20 protein-coding genes and 1 riboswitch are annotated in these 13692 nt (G+C 42.5%); of the genes, 4 read left to right on the top strand and 16 right to left on the bottom strand.

What is annotated here, in order from left to right; translation table 11 throughout:
• Positions 1 to 155 precede the first annotated feature (155 nt).
• Positions 156 to 761 carry a nitroreductase family protein gene (locus AC2TF5_RS09175; protein WP_491301868.1) on the top strand — a complete coding sequence of 202 codons (606 nt, stop codon included), beginning with the start codon at positions 156 to 158 and terminating at the stop codon, positions 759 to 761.
• 164 nt (positions 762 to 925) lie between these two features.
• Positions 926 to 1026: riboswitch (TPP riboswitch) on the top strand.
• Positions 1027 to 1102: 76 nt separating this feature from the next.
• On the top strand, positions 1103 to 1702 hold the full coding sequence (locus AC2TF5_RS09170; protein WP_491301867.1) for a YkoF family thiamine/hydroxymethylpyrimidine-binding protein: 600 nt from the start codon (positions 1103 to 1105) through the stop codon (positions 1700 to 1702).
• A 186-nt stretch (positions 1703 to 1888) separates the two neighbouring features.
• Here AC2TF5_RS09170 and AC2TF5_RS09165 read toward each other — a convergent pair whose 3' ends face one another.
• The gene (locus AC2TF5_RS09165) at positions 1889 to 2602 is read right to left on the bottom strand and encodes a nucleotidyltransferase domain-containing protein (protein WP_491301866.1); all 714 of its coding nucleotides are present in this window, start codon (positions 2600 to 2602) and stop codon (positions 1889 to 1891) included.
• Positions 2603 to 2745: 143 nt separating this feature from the next.
• Here AC2TF5_RS09165 and AC2TF5_RS09160 point away from each other — a divergent pair, with 143 nt between their 5' ends.
• Positions 2746 to 3468 carry a class I SAM-dependent methyltransferase gene (locus tag AC2TF5_RS09160; RefSeq protein ID WP_491301865.1) on the top strand — a complete coding sequence of 241 codons (723 nt, stop codon included), beginning with the start codon at positions 2746 to 2748 and terminating at the stop codon, positions 3466 to 3468.
• Between the two features lie 198 nt (positions 3469 to 3666).
• Positions 3667 to 4917, top strand: a complete 1251-nt coding sequence (locus AC2TF5_RS09155; protein ID WP_491301864.1) for a methyl-accepting chemotaxis protein — start codon at positions 3667 to 3669, stop codon at positions 4915 to 4917.
• A gap of 216 nt (positions 4918 to 5133) precedes the next feature.
• Here the strand turns inward: AC2TF5_RS09155 and AC2TF5_RS09150 are convergent, their stop codons facing one another.
• From AC2TF5_RS09150 to AC2TF5_RS09080, 15 genes are all read right to left on the bottom strand, one after another.
• Positions 5134 to 5580, bottom strand: coding sequence for an NUDIX hydrolase (locus tag AC2TF5_RS09150; RefSeq protein ID WP_491301863.1), 447 nt, complete (start codon positions 5578 to 5580; stop codon positions 5134 to 5136).
• 44 nt (positions 5581 to 5624) lie between these two features.
• Entirely contained in the window at positions 5625 to 5849 is a 225-nt protein-coding gene (locus AC2TF5_RS09145) for a hypothetical protein (RefSeq protein ID WP_491301862.1), read from the bottom strand.
• A 69-nt stretch (positions 5850 to 5918) separates the two neighbouring features.
• On the bottom strand, positions 5919 to 6851 hold the full coding sequence (locus AC2TF5_RS09140) for a serine/threonine protein kinase (RefSeq protein WP_491301861.1): 933 nt from the start codon (positions 6849 to 6851) through the stop codon (positions 5919 to 5921).
• A 97-nt stretch (positions 6852 to 6948) separates the two neighbouring features.
• On the bottom strand, positions 6949 to 7929 hold the full coding sequence (locus tag AC2TF5_RS09135) for a hypothetical protein (RefSeq protein ID WP_491301860.1): 981 nt from the start codon (positions 7927 to 7929) through the stop codon (positions 6949 to 6951).
• Between the two features lie 15 nt (positions 7930 to 7944).
• The gene (locus tag AC2TF5_RS09130; RefSeq protein ID WP_491301859.1) at positions 7945 to 8943 is read right to left on the bottom strand and encodes a cysteine peptidase family C39 domain-containing protein; all 999 of its coding nucleotides are present in this window, start codon (positions 8941 to 8943) and stop codon (positions 7945 to 7947) included.
• A 9-nt stretch (positions 8944 to 8952) separates the two neighbouring features.
• A complete protein-coding gene (locus tag AC2TF5_RS09125; protein ID WP_491301858.1) occupies positions 8953 to 9891 on the bottom strand; it encodes a helix-turn-helix transcriptional regulator in 939 nt (312 codons plus the stop codon).
• A gap of 95 nt (positions 9892 to 9986) precedes the next feature.
• Positions 9987 to 10178 carry a hypothetical protein gene (locus tag AC2TF5_RS09120; protein ID WP_491301857.1) on the bottom strand — a complete coding sequence of 64 codons (192 nt, stop codon included), beginning with the start codon at positions 10176 to 10178 and terminating at the stop codon, positions 9987 to 9989.
• A 197-nt stretch (positions 10179 to 10375) separates the two neighbouring features.
• Positions 10376 to 10588 carry a hypothetical protein gene (locus AC2TF5_RS09115; RefSeq protein WP_491301856.1) on the bottom strand — a complete coding sequence of 71 codons (213 nt, stop codon included), beginning with the start codon at positions 10586 to 10588 and terminating at the stop codon, positions 10376 to 10378.
• Positions 10585 to 10788 carry a helix-turn-helix transcriptional regulator gene (locus AC2TF5_RS09110; protein ID WP_491301855.1) on the bottom strand — a complete coding sequence of 68 codons (204 nt, stop codon included), beginning with the start codon at positions 10786 to 10788 and terminating at the stop codon, positions 10585 to 10587. The genes AC2TF5_RS09115 and AC2TF5_RS09110 overlap by 4 nt, the downstream gene beginning before the upstream one ends.
• 272 nt (positions 10789 to 11060) lie before the next feature.
• Entirely contained in the window at positions 11061 to 11246 is a 186-nt protein-coding gene (locus AC2TF5_RS09105; protein ID WP_491301854.1) for a hypothetical protein, read from the bottom strand.
• Positions 11247 to 11347: 101 nt separating this feature from the next.
• The gene (locus tag AC2TF5_RS09100; RefSeq protein WP_491301853.1) at positions 11348 to 11584 is read right to left on the bottom strand and encodes a hypothetical protein; all 237 of its coding nucleotides are present in this window, start codon (positions 11582 to 11584) and stop codon (positions 11348 to 11350) included.
• 15 nt (positions 11585 to 11599) lie between these two features.
• Positions 11600 to 11875: a hypothetical protein gene (locus AC2TF5_RS09095; RefSeq protein WP_491301852.1), complete on the bottom strand. Its 276-nt coding sequence runs from the start codon at positions 11873 to 11875 to the stop codon at positions 11600 to 11602.
• Positions 11876 to 11963: 88 nt separating this feature from the next.
• The gene (locus AC2TF5_RS09090) at positions 11964 to 12092 is read right to left on the bottom strand and encodes a hypothetical protein (RefSeq protein WP_491301851.1); all 129 of its coding nucleotides are present in this window, start codon (positions 12090 to 12092) and stop codon (positions 11964 to 11966) included.
• Between the two features lie 12 nt (positions 12093 to 12104).
• The gene (locus AC2TF5_RS09085) at positions 12105 to 12896 is read right to left on the bottom strand and encodes a lipid II flippase Amj family protein (RefSeq protein WP_491301850.1); all 792 of its coding nucleotides are present in this window, start codon (positions 12894 to 12896) and stop codon (positions 12105 to 12107) included.
• Between the two features lie 14 nt (positions 12897 to 12910).
• On the bottom strand, positions 12911 to 13657 hold the full coding sequence (locus AC2TF5_RS09080) for a GNAT family N-acetyltransferase (RefSeq protein WP_491301849.1): 747 nt from the start codon (positions 13655 to 13657) through the stop codon (positions 12911 to 12913).
• Between the last annotated feature and the right edge of the window lie 35 nt (positions 13658 to 13692).

The raw sequence follows: 13692 nt of genomic DNA, 5'->3' as shown, positions 1-13692 counted from the left end.
TACAAAACGTAAGTTGATAGACGTTGTGAGAACTCCATATGAATGTATGATTGATCGAAGTATTAGAAACCAAGATGCATAATCACAGGTATATCAAGGAAATGCTTATATCAGGTGAAAATGCAAAAATGATAATTTTAGGAGGATTTTATATTATGTCAACAGATTTCAGCACTGCTCTTAAGAATCGCCGCTCCCACTATGCAATCAGCAAAGATTCCGTTATTTCGGATGAACGTATCCATGAAATCGTAAATGAGGCTGTAAAACATACTCCGTCTTCTTTTAACTCCCAAAGCGCCCGTGTGGTTGTACTTTTAGGAGAACAACACGATAAGCTGTGGAACATGACAGAAGGTATTCTTAAAGAAGTGGTAGGCGGAAGTGAGGAGCAGTTTGCTCCCACAGCTCAAAAAATGGCTGCTTTTCGTGGAGGTTATGGTACTGTCCTCTTCTTTGAAGACAACAATGTAATTTCAGGCCTACAAGAAAACTTCGCTGCTTATGCGGATAACTTCCCAATCTGGTCTCAGCAGTCTTCCGGTATGCTTCAGTTTGTAGTATGGACGGCACTTGAAACAGAAGGTCTTGGTGCTTCCTTGCAGCACTATAACCCACTGATCGATGAGAAGGTAAAAAATGAATGGAACCTGCCTGAAAGCTGGAAGCTTATAGCTCAAATGCCTTTCGGCAACCCTACAGCTGAGCCTCACGAGAAGGAATTCAAACCTCTTGAAGATCGCGTAAAGCTGTTTAAATAAGAACCTATTCAAGAAAGCACCGATGATAGTCGGTGCTTTCTTTCTTTTATATAGTATCTTATACTTATTGATATATCCCGATCACGGGGAGTACAATATCGCTATAACAATTTTATCATCAATTCACTGAAGTTCGTTTTCACTCAACTTAATGAATTATTTTCAAGCTGAACTAGGGGTGCCTTGTGCTGAGAGACGAATTGTTCGTCAACCCTTACTACCCGATCTAGGTCATACTAGCGTGGGGAAGTGGAGCTTTATGTTTATTTTGCTATAAGCATAAAACTGCACTCCTTCACAGGGTGCAGTTTTTTTTATATCTTATTAGGAGGTTATTATGTATGAGTAATCCAGCATGCGGGACCAGCCGAATTGTAGGCTGCCGTTTCTCTGTATTTCCGATGACTGACAGGTTCGTTCAGGTCATTACAGAAGCATTGGCGTCCGTAAACACGGACAAGGTATGGATGTATACCGATGATTTATGTACTTGCATTAGAGGCAGAGCCGAACATGTATTTGACGTAACCCGTGCAATATTCGCACATTCAGCGGCCACTGGCGTACATACCGTATTTAATGGAACATTCTCAATCGGATGTCCAGGCGACAGCAAAGGTGATGTGTATATGTCGGAAGATGATACACGTATGAACGAAGGCCTTGCGGGTTCAGCTAATATTGAAACTGCCTGTCATTTCTCGCTCTATCCACTTGGCACAGATAATTATATGGACATCATATATCAAGAGGTTGAACGTGCTAAATCAAAAGGGACTCTGACACAAGGCATTCACTATGCCAGCCGGCTGGACGGTACATTATCAAGAGTGTTCGACACACTCGAAGATGCCTTTATGCATGCGATTCAAACTGACCGAAGCCATCTGGTTATGACAGCCGTGGTATCGGCCAATAGCCCTTCACCAAAAGAAATCTAGCACATGATTATATCACACAAAACAAAGATGAGCTCGGCCTGATTGCTGGCCGAGCCTTATTTCTTTTGTTTTACTTAGTTGCTTATACCATGCAGTAAGGACGATAACCACTCGTGTGATTTAATCACAATATTAATGTATTGAGATGGGAGCGATTCAGTAACGGCAAGAGCCCCTTACCTTTGTTTATTCTTCATATCCGATTAAATGAGTTCCTCCATAGGGCTCAAGGAGTCTTGGCACTAATTCGATTATGGCTTCCCGATCATCGTAAAGATACAACCTCTCGAGCGCCTCCTCCAAATCCGCTGCGATGCTGAAATTAAATTCCGACAACAATCGGTATAATGTCTTTCCCTCACCCGTCCACTGTTGATTCACTCTAAGAATAAACTCGCATAATAGCGTGGTCAGTTTTTGAGCGATAAACCACATTTCTACACGTTTGTCTGAGCCTTTTAAGTCCATCATAAATTCGGTTACAGCATAACGGGCTACATCAATATCAAATGAAGTATAGGGCAACGGGCCATAATCCAGATCACTTTGTGCTTCTTCCCGAATCTTCTCCCCTTCCGGGCGAGAAGTTAATACTCTTCCTTCTGCGAGTATACGCTGCAGAGTTGGATTTCCGGCCATTACACCTGCATCAAACTGCTCCCGGTATCCTGATGTTGTTAAGAAGAACAGTTCCACGACCCAGCCAAATGATTCAATCGTTTTTCGATTGAAGTCTTCCACACTGTCATCTATAAGCACAATATCGAGATCAGATTGTTCGTTGTGCTCTCCTCTGCCTGCACTTCCTCCCAATACAGCTATCAAGCAATTCGGATAGTCCCGAAATATCAGTTGTTTGGCTACCTCGAACGGCTCAGTTTTCACGATACGTTCCCCCATTGTTTGATAAATACCTCCTCAGCCGAGAAAAACGGGCTCAAATTATTAAATTCAACTAAAACCCCAAAGGTACCTTAAACATATGGTAAATAGACGAATACACTTTACACCGAATATAAGGAAGAATTGGGGGACTCAAGAGCATGAACTATATCAACATGCTATCCAAATTAGGAATGGGAAGCGCTCATCCGGGAGGATTTGAAGCGACCCTAAGGTTATTCCGAAAAGAACCAATCCCTCTAGGCAGCCGTATTTTAGAAGTAGGCTGTGGGACCGGTAGAACTGCATGTCACCTGACCGAGCAAGGATATAACGTTACCGCTGTTGATCTGCATGAGAACATGCTGAATAAAGCCCGAATGCGGGCTGATGCAATGGGACTGGATATTAATTTCCTTAAGGCTGATGTGTGCTCTTTACCATTTGAGGGTGAACAGTTTGATTACGTGATTGCAGAGTCAGTCACGGTATTCACCAATGCAACCGAATCGCTATCCGAGTACTGCCGGGTATTAACCAAGGGAGGCACGCTGTACGACCGTGAATTGCTGATGGACAAACCGATGCCGTCTAAAACGCAGAAAGAATTGGAACAATTTTTTGGTATCCCGCGTCTCATGAATCGTGAAGAATGGCGCAGTCATCTCATAGAGTGTGGATTCTCCTTTGAGGAAGCCTTAGAATACAACCACTTTACAGAGCAAATGAAACAGGAACAAATCCAACACCTGGATACGCTCGAATGCCGGGATGAAGGCGCACTGCTTGATCTCTCCTTATGGGAAACGTTATTTCAACATGACCGGATGATATTGGACAATACGAATTTTTTAGCTTCCGCCTTATTCAAAGCTGTAAAGTGATAATTTGATGTTCATATCCAAGGGGAAAAGCATTGTAGACCCACCTTTTTTTCCCCTTTGGCTTTTTACTGGATAGACTATTTGAACTATTTTTAATTATTTTAAATCCATACAATGTAATTCGTTATATCTACTTATGTCGAAGAATGTTATAATCATGGTAAATATATCCTATGCTTAAAGGAGGAACTCTTTCTTATGTCGTGGTTCAACAAGCTACCGATCTCCAGTAAAATAACAGCTGCTTGTTATGCGATAGCTGTTCTATTTGCAGTTCCAATGCTGCTAACCCTAATCGTTCTCGGCAAAACCGTAATAGGGATTCTGCTTGTCGCTACACTCGCCCTTCTTACATACCCGCTTTCGCGGATAATCGAGAGAACGCTTACACAATCTTTCGCTGATATTTCCAATGTTTCATCCAAAATTGCCAAAGGCGATTTCACTTTTAAAGTGGAAGAAATCGGAGGCATGTCAGATCTGAGTCGAACTTTTAACAGTATGGTTGAGAGACTTCGAAAAATTTTGCAGGAAACTTCGGATATCACTCGTAAAGTCATGAAATCCAGTCGTGATATATCAGACAAGAACCATAACCTGATCGAAGTTATGAACCAAGTGTCCCTTTCTTCTAACGAGCTTGCTGTAGGAGCGAATGAAATATCGGAAGATGTGTCCGAGATGAGTGAGTCAATCCGTGAGATTGAGCAGATGGTTAGCAATTATACAAATTCCACAAAAGAGATGAACCAGCGTTCCACAGAAACACTCAGCTTAGTGGAACAAGGACGCGTATCTGTTTCGAAACAATCTGCCGGAATGCAGAAAAATATTGAAGCCACCGAGAAAGTGTCGGAATCAATTGATGCCCTCTCCAAAAATGCTAAAGGGATTACCAAAATCACCGAAACAATCTCGGAGCTCGCTGAGCAGACTAACCTGCTGTCACTAAACGCCTCGATTGAAGCTGCACGGGCTGGGGAGCATGGCGCCGGGTTTGCAGTTGTCGCTCATGAGGTTCGCAAGCTCGCGGAAGAATCGACTTCTTCCACGCGTGAAGTGTTTAATCTTGTACGCAGCATTGAGCATGACATTAATCTTGCCGAACAGAACATTAAAATTAATGAAGAAGTGGTTCGTCAACAGACTGAAATGATTCATGAAGCGGAACAAGTCTTTTTGGATATCGTTACAAGTGTACAGTACATAGCTGAGCAAATCTCCGCCTTCTCCAAAGAAAGCGAATCGATGCTAGAAAGCGCCCAAAGTATATCTGCTGCGATACAGAACATATCGGCCATTACTCAAGAGTCAGCTGCCGGAACCGAGCAGGTATCCGCCTCCATGAACGAAGGAATCGTATCCATCAAGAAAATGGCGGACGAAGCGGAAGCTATGACCGATGCTGTATTCCAGCTCCAAAAGACGATCAATGTCTTCAAATTTTAAAAGACAATCTGAAATCAAAATGGACTATAAAACAAAGCAAGCTACCTAAGGATGAATCCTCGAAAGGATGAATCCTAGAGTAGCTTGCTTTGTTTTATTCTGAGAGTTATCCGTCAGCAACGAAATCCAAGTCATCCATTTCCCTGGAAATATTTCATAACAATATTTAAACAACTGAGCTTGCTTGAATCTGATTGAACTTGCTGATTGCTAATTTTATTGATCATGATCTCCTTCAGTGAACTGCTCTGTCATCATCTCCACAAAAGGGGTGATTGGGATAAACTTCAGCTTTTTCAAAGGTATCCACTCCGCCCCAAGCGAATCCTGCTGGTCCCCTTCTCTTTTGATCGGGGCTTTGTCATCCTCTAGCTCTACCTGATATATAATACCGATATGGTGCATTTCCTCCAGCTCATCTTCAGTCCGCTGATAAATGATCGTGCAGGAAACGGCGGTTTTCATGACACCATGAATTGCTGTCAGGCCAGTTTCTTCTTGAAATTCTCGTTTCAACGTCTGTTCAGGTTCTTCTCCGAACTCAATCGAGCCGCCAGGCAAGTCCCATTTCCCCAAATAAGGTCCTCTCGCTTTACGAACCAACAGTATACGGCCATCCTTAATCAAAACCCCATAAACACCGAGATGCGTATATTTTTCCACTGAACTCACAACCTTTTATTGAAAATCTATCTCTTCTGTGTTTGTTAATTTTTTTGCGCTATAAAGGTAATCCATTGGCTTTGGAACAGTATGTCCCTTCCATGCTTTACTTCCTGAATCTCCTGTTTAATCTGGTTCATCTTCATAATTTCCCAATCCAGAATGTCAAAGTGCTCGGCATCCGCTATATGACCTTCTATGAGATGTTCAACCTCGTATTTCACTGCATTTGCCCGTAATATATCAATCGCAGCTGACAGTAGATCCACACATACAATCTTGCCTTCGCTCTCCCGAATACGCTGTGCAATCGGAATGCTGTTTCTTCATAAAATTGGTTATGATAGTTTATTTCTTTCGTTCGTGCCTCGGTGAACTGATTCATCTATTTCCCTCACTTCTGTGACATGCTCTCTCCAAAATGAAACAAATTCAGCAACACTCTTATACCGCTCATCTCGGTTCGGGCTGACAGCTTTAACCGCAATTTTATGTAAGGCCTCCCCAGCATCCCATCTGTCCATCGAACGGTCCCGTTCACCGCCGAGTAATCCAAAGGCAATCGCGCCCATATTAAACACATTGGTCACGCTATCAATGACCGCTCCTCGTTGAAATTCCTCAGGTGACATAAACCTGGATGAGCCCCATAGTCTTCCCATCGAATTATTAAATGGTTTCCGTTGATACATGTCAATGTCGCATACGCGGACCGTGTGGTGAATGAAATCATATAAAATACTGCCGTCATAAAAATCGACAGCAACAACATCATTCTGTTCCACGTAGACATGAAAATCAAAAATATCATTCAAAGATTGCAGCCTTAACTCGACCGGCAGCTGTCTAAAACGGAAATAGGGGGAATCTGGATGGGTGTATTTTGCCGGAGGTGGATACGTTTCATGCGGATGCAGATTTTCTCCTGCAAACCATTCGAATACGGTAGCATATCCTGTTCCGACAGGGTAATGGTTCAGCAGCTTGATCAGGGAAGGATGACTCAGCTCCTCATACAGGTGAATTCCTTTCTTTAAACGATTTACAGCATCGTCCGGTTCTCCATTAAACTCCAGCGTTCGTGCCCCTGCATATTTTATAAACTTTCGCGTGCCATCTACTGATTCCACACCAAAGCTGATATTTCCGGAATCCTGCTGGGCAAACACCTGAAAGACACGTCCCTCATCCTGAATCCACTCGAAGTCATGGACTTCCCTTAAATCAAAAGTAACATCACCCATTTTGATCTTTACATTAGAATCATTCATCCGGTGCCCCCTCATAGAAAAAAATAGACCGTTCTCATCCAGAAAACGGCCTTTGTACTAAATCAGAACTGTTTATTATTATATTCCAATAAATTACTTATCTCAATCCAATATCTTCAAACCGGTTATGTATGTTCTCACTTAAAAATAGACTCAATTCTTGTACTGCCTCCTCTTCCCGCTGCTGAGCCTCCATAAATAACGGAATAAGCTGTTTGGCCCTCGTTCGATTCTCCGGAAAGCTTGTGCCAGCTCGGGGCGAATTTTGAACAATATCATTAAATAGTTCAGCTACCCTACCGTACAGCTCAGCCGCCTTATTGCACAAAGGCCATATATTTTTCAGTGAGGACATGTATTGGGCGATATCCTGCTTGGCGGCCCCATAACAGCGAAAGGTTTCCAAGGCGCCTTCCTCGTCATAATCTCCGCCTTGAAGAGCTTCTATAATGGCAGCATACGCCTGCCTGCCGCAAGCATACTCACTTGAAGGCAGCATAATGTCATGTGTCTCCCACTTGCTTACTGCCTGCATCAGCGACTCCTTATAAATCTCATAGATGTCCATGGCGATTTGTTCTTCATACAGCTGATAATACCAATATGGGGAATGGTTACAACCGAAATCCTCATATCTAATCGTTTGATACTCATTACTAATTCCATCACAATACAAAAATGTTTGTTGTTCATCATCATAACCCGTGACGACAACAAATGAATCCTTCCAAATCAGTGCTCCCGTTCCCCGGGCAATCGATTGTTTGATATCTTGTACAGCAGCCTTTTGATACAGCGAAAAGGTAGGCTGAAAATGAAAACCTGCATGTTGTGTTGTCGTTAGCCCCAGAAGATCAGCAGCTACAAAATGCTCAGCCATCCAATTGTAGGCTGTGGCGGAGTCAACGGATAATCGGCGGTTTACCGTAAAGCGGAAAGCCATCGCCGTCATACCCGACAAAACAGACTTTGAGCAGTTCACTGAACCTCTATGCATCAAAATAGCATAAAGAGCGTCGATGTAGGAAAGGGATTCTTGTCTCATATGTAAATCGGATAAAATGATCCGTTCCATCATTTAGCACTCCTTTCATTATCGAACCATATGTGCGCCCCACCTTGGAATCGTGCTTCGCTTAGGGTCGGGGTAACGTCTGGAAATATCTCTGAATTGATTGACAGCCTGATCTTCTATATCTTTAGCCGCAAGCAGAGCTTCAATAAGTACCGGGATGTACGCCCTGTTTATTTGTCTTCCGTTTTGCGAGTCCGTTAGGTAATTCGCAAGCTCTCCTATGACTTGTGTCAGCTGTGAATACAGTTCATAAGCTGGCTGAAGATCAGGCCACAGCACGACTGCTTCCCGTAAATAATTTTTGATCTCATTTCTCGAATATATATAGGAATCCAAAATATAGACGGCGCCAAATTCGTTATAACTGCCGCTCTCCAGTCCTCGGATAAGAAAATCGTAAGCCAGTTTGCCTGAAGCGATATCCGTCGAAGGTAGTGTCTTATAAGGAATATCCCAATCTTGTATAGCGAGTCTCAAAGATTCCAGTATCATATCTTTTACCGGGACGTCCACTTTTTCCCCCAACAACTGAATGTGCCAAAAATCTGTGCTATTCAGTCCAAAATTATCGTAGAGTACAATCTGATCTTCTGCAGAATAACCATCTTGTACGAAAAAGACCGAATCTTCATCATCATATCCACGAATCACGCCGAATTCCGGAATCCAGTAGATTACACCTTTTCCTTGATTCAGGCTTTCTTTTACCCATTGTACAGCTTCTTGCTGATAGCTCTTAAACGTCGGATGTCTTCTATAGCCTCCATCGCTTACGGTATAGATTCCAAGATTGTCTACAGCCGGCCAATGCTCTATCCCCCATTGTCCATAGGCTGACACAGACATCGGCAGCAATCGCTCATGCACGGTAAACTTAAAGGCCATTCCTGTAAGACCTGACAACATATACTTCGGTCCTTGAAAAAGTCCAGAGTATGTCAATATGGCATAAAGACTGTCTGTAAACGATTTTGACTCTCTTTTCATGTCAAGATGATCCAAATAAATTCCGCTCATAGCGCCTCCTTATTCCTTTGATGTGTCAGTTGAATGTTCATTCAATGAATTCAATTGCTCAACTATGGTCTCGCAGCGACTTCTAAGCTTAGCTCTTAGCCATTTGGGTGAGGACAGCTTCCGCCATTCGGTCATATGAATCATCAGATCCTGCATAAATAGCTCCGTATCGTAAAACTCAATTTGGTATTTACATTCTTCGATTCCACAAGCAGGATAGCCATACCACGTATTTCCGATGATCGGCTGCCTAAACTCAACCATTGCCTGAAAAGGTTTTGATTTCGGACGCAAGGTATCTCCGTATTCATAAATAGAACCAAGGGTAGTTTCTTTAGCCTTCTCCCCTGTTACTTTCAAATGCTTGATCCGGTCCAGACGTAATTCAATATCTTTTTGTTGTTCGGTGCAATGCATACGGACATAATCCGCACTGTATTTAGATAAAAGCTGAAGAGGACATCCTGTTAAAAAAATATCGCCTTCTTCTTCTCTATACAAAATTTTTACAATGAGCAACTCCCGAACAGCATGATTCAGCAGTTCAAAAAACTGCATCACTTGTGGGCTGACGCTAAATACCGGAAGACGGGTACTTTCCAGCTGCTGCTCGTCCGTAAAACGTCCAAGTAAATGCGCAACCCTTCGGACGGAAGACGAGTTCTCATAATCATAGCTTCTATAGCGGTGGGCAAGGTAGTTAAGTACTCTCTTTTCTTCTTCGGTCATATAAAGAAGGGGGAGAAGAAACGTTTTATCCTCATAGCAATAGCCTCTTTTTTTGGCAACGTAATTCAGTGGGGCCCGTAACGAGATTTCCATATATTCAATATCACGTTGCGCCTGGCGGGTAGATATTTCAAACTCCTCTGCCAATAAACGACTGTTCGGGTATTTTCCTTCCCGAATCTGCTGATCGAACCAGTGTATCCGGTGCATATTGCTCATAACGGTGTCAACTCCCCTCTGCCATTGTAACCAACTTAAAGCGCCCGCTCCCTCCATGGGGAACGGGCAAGCACCTTCCGACTCAGTCAGCTAAATCAGCTAGCTGAAATTGCGTCTACCTTCGACTGTGGTGCCTTGTCACACCGTTTACATACTTTAACGGCTGTTCCGTCTGTTTTTGTCCGAGGATATAGCAGCTTGATTCTGGTGCTATGACAGACGGGGCATGTACCTCTTCCACGTGAAGGTAAGTTCCAGAGGGAGCGCCCTCTTTTAGGTTTGGCCATTTTTTGCTAACCTCTTTTCATCTAATCTCATCTTAGAATGTCTTCCTTAATATGGGAAGCAATTTTATTATATTACATGTGCTACGACATAAAATGTCGTAGCACTAAAGCAATCAATTAAATTAAAAACTCTGTTAATATATTGTTGTTTTTATAGTGAAAAAGAGACCCTCAAGTTGCGAAGGTCTTTTAATTAATCAATTATTCATCTTTCGGTTATAAACAACTCTTGACCAAAAGTAAACAGCACAACCTATCAATAAGATTGTCATTTGCCAACCAGAATCACCCTTAATGAAAAAACCATAAAGTGACCAAATCAATAATGCTATGGTATAAAAGATGAATCCATATTTTGCAGATTGGTCACTCTGATATTTCTCCATTTCATCAGCTTTTCGTAATTTCATTTGACTTCCTCCTCAAAAATAAATAATTTATCAATTGGTGTATCGAGATGAAGAGATAACTTGAATGCTAACGCTAAGGTAGGGTCATATTTATTATTTTCGATGGCATTTATTGTTTGTCTTGTAACGCCACATATATTTGCGAGTTCTTCCTGAGAGAGTTTCATATTTCTTCGTATATTTCTAATATTATTTTTCAATTCAACCCACCTTAATTTCATAAATGTAAAAAACTTTTTACATTCATAATTATAATACATCGTCTCTGAATGTCAAATTGTTTTTACATTTAGATCTACTTGACTATCAACTCTTTAAACGTGATTTCAAATCCTCCACACAAGGCCAAATTAAAAAAACCGCCAGCTGCCCGTTGAACGAGCGTTGGCGGTTTTATAGTGCGAAATTACCGATATTCCTTCCCATCGATATGCAAAAAATTATTGTGTTCTCGACCTTATGCAGGTACCTGTTAAATCGCCGCATCAATCCTGGTCTGCGATGCTTTATCGCACCGCTTGCATACTTTTAAAGACGTACCGTCGGATTTGGTTCGGGGGTACAGCAGTTTAATCCGGGTACTGTGGCATACCGGACAAGTGCCCCGACCACGGGAAGGCAAATGCCATAGGGAGTGTCCTCTTTTGGATTTGGCCATTCTCTCATAAACCCCTTTTCCTCAAAATTTCACCTGAAAACGCATTACCGGACCGGGTTGAAAGTTATGAGATCCATGGGCAAAAAGGAGGCTGGTTAATTCTAATGTCTCGTATCTGTAATCGGGCCTTTTCCTTCAGCCAAAAGCTTTGTCAAATAAACAATTTGTCCGGTATGATATCCGTAATGCTCAGCCACATAGAACAGATGGCTCTGAATCGGACGTGTGTAATAGGAATCTGAGGTTTCGGAATTTCCTACTCTCATCCGCTTCCAATCTTCAGGGTCGTACCATACCTGCACTTCACGTTGTAAGTCCTGATCCGTCAGTTCACCCAATACTGCTCCCGAATGCTAACGGACGTCTTTCATCCGGGTGAGAATCTCACTTCGTTTCAATCCACCATTCATCGTAAATTCATTAGAACGTTCTCGGATAAACGGATTGTTTCCAATTCCGCTCACGAAATGCTGGTACTCGTTACCGGCCAGATGAATGCACAAATTCCCGATGCTCAGCATTTCCCCGTTTACCCTCTCCCAGATCTGTTCCTCCGAGAGTCGGTTAAGGCAAACTTCAATCCGCGCAAGCTGGGTGTTCATCTGCTTCAGCACTTCTTGGACAAACATATCTTATACCTCCTCATATGTACCATATTTATGTTCATTTTGTTGATTTAGTCATGTTGGCCGTTAATTTCATAGGGAACATAATATGTCATGTTTCCGAACCCGGATTTCGTCTTAGTCCCCATCTAACCGTACCGTATATAACGGCAAGCAAGGCCTTCATCAAATTTTTAACGGATTCCTGATCATAATCCTGTAAAAGACGATAATTAATCATCGATCCCTCTCCCTATAGAAAAGTAACAGCCATGCTGATCAGATAAGCAGCAGGTATGATGACAAGCTGTGCAAGCAGAGTTCCAAAAAAACGCGTGACCATTAACAGTGTATATACCTTTCCTAGCTGATCTCTCGTTTCCGGTTGGTGTGTTGCTTTATCTGTAATTAGACCCAGCTGGGGATCAATAAAAATCGTTAATATAATAGTAGCTATACCATTAATAATGCCGGAGGCTTGAGAAGCTGTTGTACTTAATTCAGGTACGATATGGGCCGCATATAAAGAAGACAACACTCCTACTGTATAAAAGGCCGTTACCACAACATTCAGCAAGATAAACCGCTTGGGAATGTCCAGATATCGGAACTGACTGATCTTAAGTGTTGGTTTTCTAAAATAATGCTTCGTATTCTTGAGCTGACCTACCGTTACGCTTGTAATGAGCTTGGGGATCGAGCCGGCTACCTCCAGCTTCGCTATGACTCGGGCGAACAGGTTTACGAACGTGGGAAACAGCGCTATGGCAATCAAGGTGCCAACAGATGCCGCAAGTAGAATAAATCGAAAATAACGGAGTACATCAAAGGAAGGATCTATTCGGGCATAGTCTACAAATTTGGCTGTCAGCGGAGCCTGAATCAGGTTGGAGGTTCTCGATACGAGCACAATAATGCCCGTCAGAGACAAAGCGACAGCAATTTTGTTCAACTTCACGCCAGCATACCGGGCGGAATAGGATAATGTTTCAGCTGTGTGGATAACCATCGTCAGAATAAATACGATTATGAGGCTGTTCACCATAAGCGGTACTCCTCTCACTCCACCGTAATATTAAAATCCATCCCATACGGATGAAGTCCTAACTTTTGAGCTACTCGTTGAGAATTCAAATTGTCCCAGGACGTACTGTACAGCGGTATGCGACCTTGCTTTAATACTTCGCCAATCCATTTCGCGGTTACCTTTGCAGCCAGTCCTCTCCCCCTGAAATCTTCAACGGTTGAAAGACTTGCTTCAGTAGCTCGGTCTGAGATTCGGGCGGAGCAACATAGCGAGACCACTTGACCATCCCATACATAACCGACTATCGGCAGATGTTCTGTGAGCTTAAGCGTTAAATGATCAAAATGTCTGCTAAGCATATGAGCATTATTTTCGTTGATCACCATTATCTGTTCATCTTCCATAGGCGGTGGGGTGCTGTGAAGGTATGCGTAAGCTGGACCAATCCATACATTTTTCACTGCACTATATTTTCCGATGATTTCACATAGCATTACGATATTTATAGATGATTTGATATGATCATTTAGCTCTTCTGCAATCGCCTCGGGTAAGCGATCACTTATATACGTATGCATGGAATTACGTGTTTTCCCAATAAAAAGCGCAGGTGAATCTGTCTCGTCCGGTTCGTTTATTCTAATCATCCGCCCTGTTTCATCCAAAACATACAATGTCGAAGCCTGAATCTGCATCAGCTGATCGTCATTTAGATCAATGCTTTTCATAAAATTATCTTTATCATCATCCTGCTTCGCTTCTCTAATGATAAAATCCATGGTGTCCTCCAGTAGTTTGATATAAATCCGTATCA

The organism is Paenibacillus sp. JNUCC 34, assembly GCF_058269055.1.
The sequence above is the reverse complement of the archived record's forward strand: the minus strand, read 5'-3'. Positions and strand labels throughout refer to the sequence as shown.

What these genes read in the sequence shown, in the direction of transcription:
- AC2TF5_RS09120 (WP_491301857.1), bottom strand. Translation starts at nt 10,178, where the DNA reads ATGGCCAAACCTAAAAGAGGGCGCTCCCTCTGGAACTTACCTTCACGT.
- AC2TF5_RS09085 (WP_491301850.1), bottom strand. Translation starts at nt 12,896, where the DNA reads ATGGTGAACAGCCTCATAATCGTATTTATTCTGACGATGGTTATCCAC.
- AC2TF5_RS09165 (WP_491301866.1), bottom strand. Translation starts at nt 2,602, where the DNA reads ATGGGGGAACGTATCGTGAAAACTGAGCCGTTCGAGGTAGCCAAACAA.
- AC2TF5_RS09090 (WP_491301851.1), bottom strand. Translation starts at nt 12,092, where the DNA reads ATGATTAATTATCGTCTTTTACAGGATTATGATCAGGAATCCGTTAAA.
- AC2TF5_RS09080 (WP_491301849.1), bottom strand. Translation starts at nt 13,657, where the DNA reads ATGGATTTTATCATTAGAGAAGCGAAGCAGGATGATGATAAAGATAAT.
- AC2TF5_RS09125 (WP_491301858.1), bottom strand. Translation starts at nt 9,891, where the DNA reads ATGAGCAATATGCACCGGATACACTGGTTCGATCAGCAGATTCGGGAA.
- AC2TF5_RS09115 (WP_491301856.1), bottom strand. Translation starts at nt 10,588, where the DNA reads ATGAAATTACGAAAAGCTGATGAAATGGAGAAATATCAGAGTGACCAA.
- AC2TF5_RS09140 (WP_491301861.1), bottom strand. Translation starts at nt 6,851, where the DNA reads ATGAATGATTCTAATGTAAAGATCAAAATGGGTGATGTTACTTTTGAT.
- AC2TF5_RS09160 (WP_491301865.1), top strand. Translation starts at nt 2,746, where the DNA reads ATGAACTATATCAACATGCTATCCAAATTAGGAATGGGAAGCGCTCAT.
- AC2TF5_RS09095 (WP_491301852.1), bottom strand. Translation starts at nt 11,875, where the DNA reads ATGTTTGTCCAAGAAGTGCTGAAGCAGATGAACACCCAGCTTGCGCGG.
- AC2TF5_RS09130 (WP_491301859.1), bottom strand. Translation starts at nt 8,943, where the DNA reads ATGAGCGGAATTTATTTGGATCATCTTGACATGAAAAGAGAGTCAAAA.
- AC2TF5_RS09135 (WP_491301860.1), bottom strand. Translation starts at nt 7,929, where the DNA reads ATGATGGAACGGATCATTTTATCCGATTTACATATGAGACAAGAATCC.
- AC2TF5_RS09155 (WP_491301864.1), top strand. Translation starts at nt 3,667, where the DNA reads ATGTCGTGGTTCAACAAGCTACCGATCTCCAGTAAAATAACAGCTGCT.
- AC2TF5_RS09105 (WP_491301854.1), bottom strand. Translation starts at nt 11,246, where the DNA reads ATGGCCAAATCCAAAAGAGGACACTCCCTATGGCATTTGCCTTCCCGT.
- AC2TF5_RS09175 (WP_491301868.1), top strand. Translation starts at nt 156, where the DNA reads ATGTCAACAGATTTCAGCACTGCTCTTAAGAATCGCCGCTCCCACTAT.
- AC2TF5_RS09170 (WP_491301867.1), top strand. Translation starts at nt 1,103, where the DNA reads ATGAGTAATCCAGCATGCGGGACCAGCCGAATTGTAGGCTGCCGTTTC.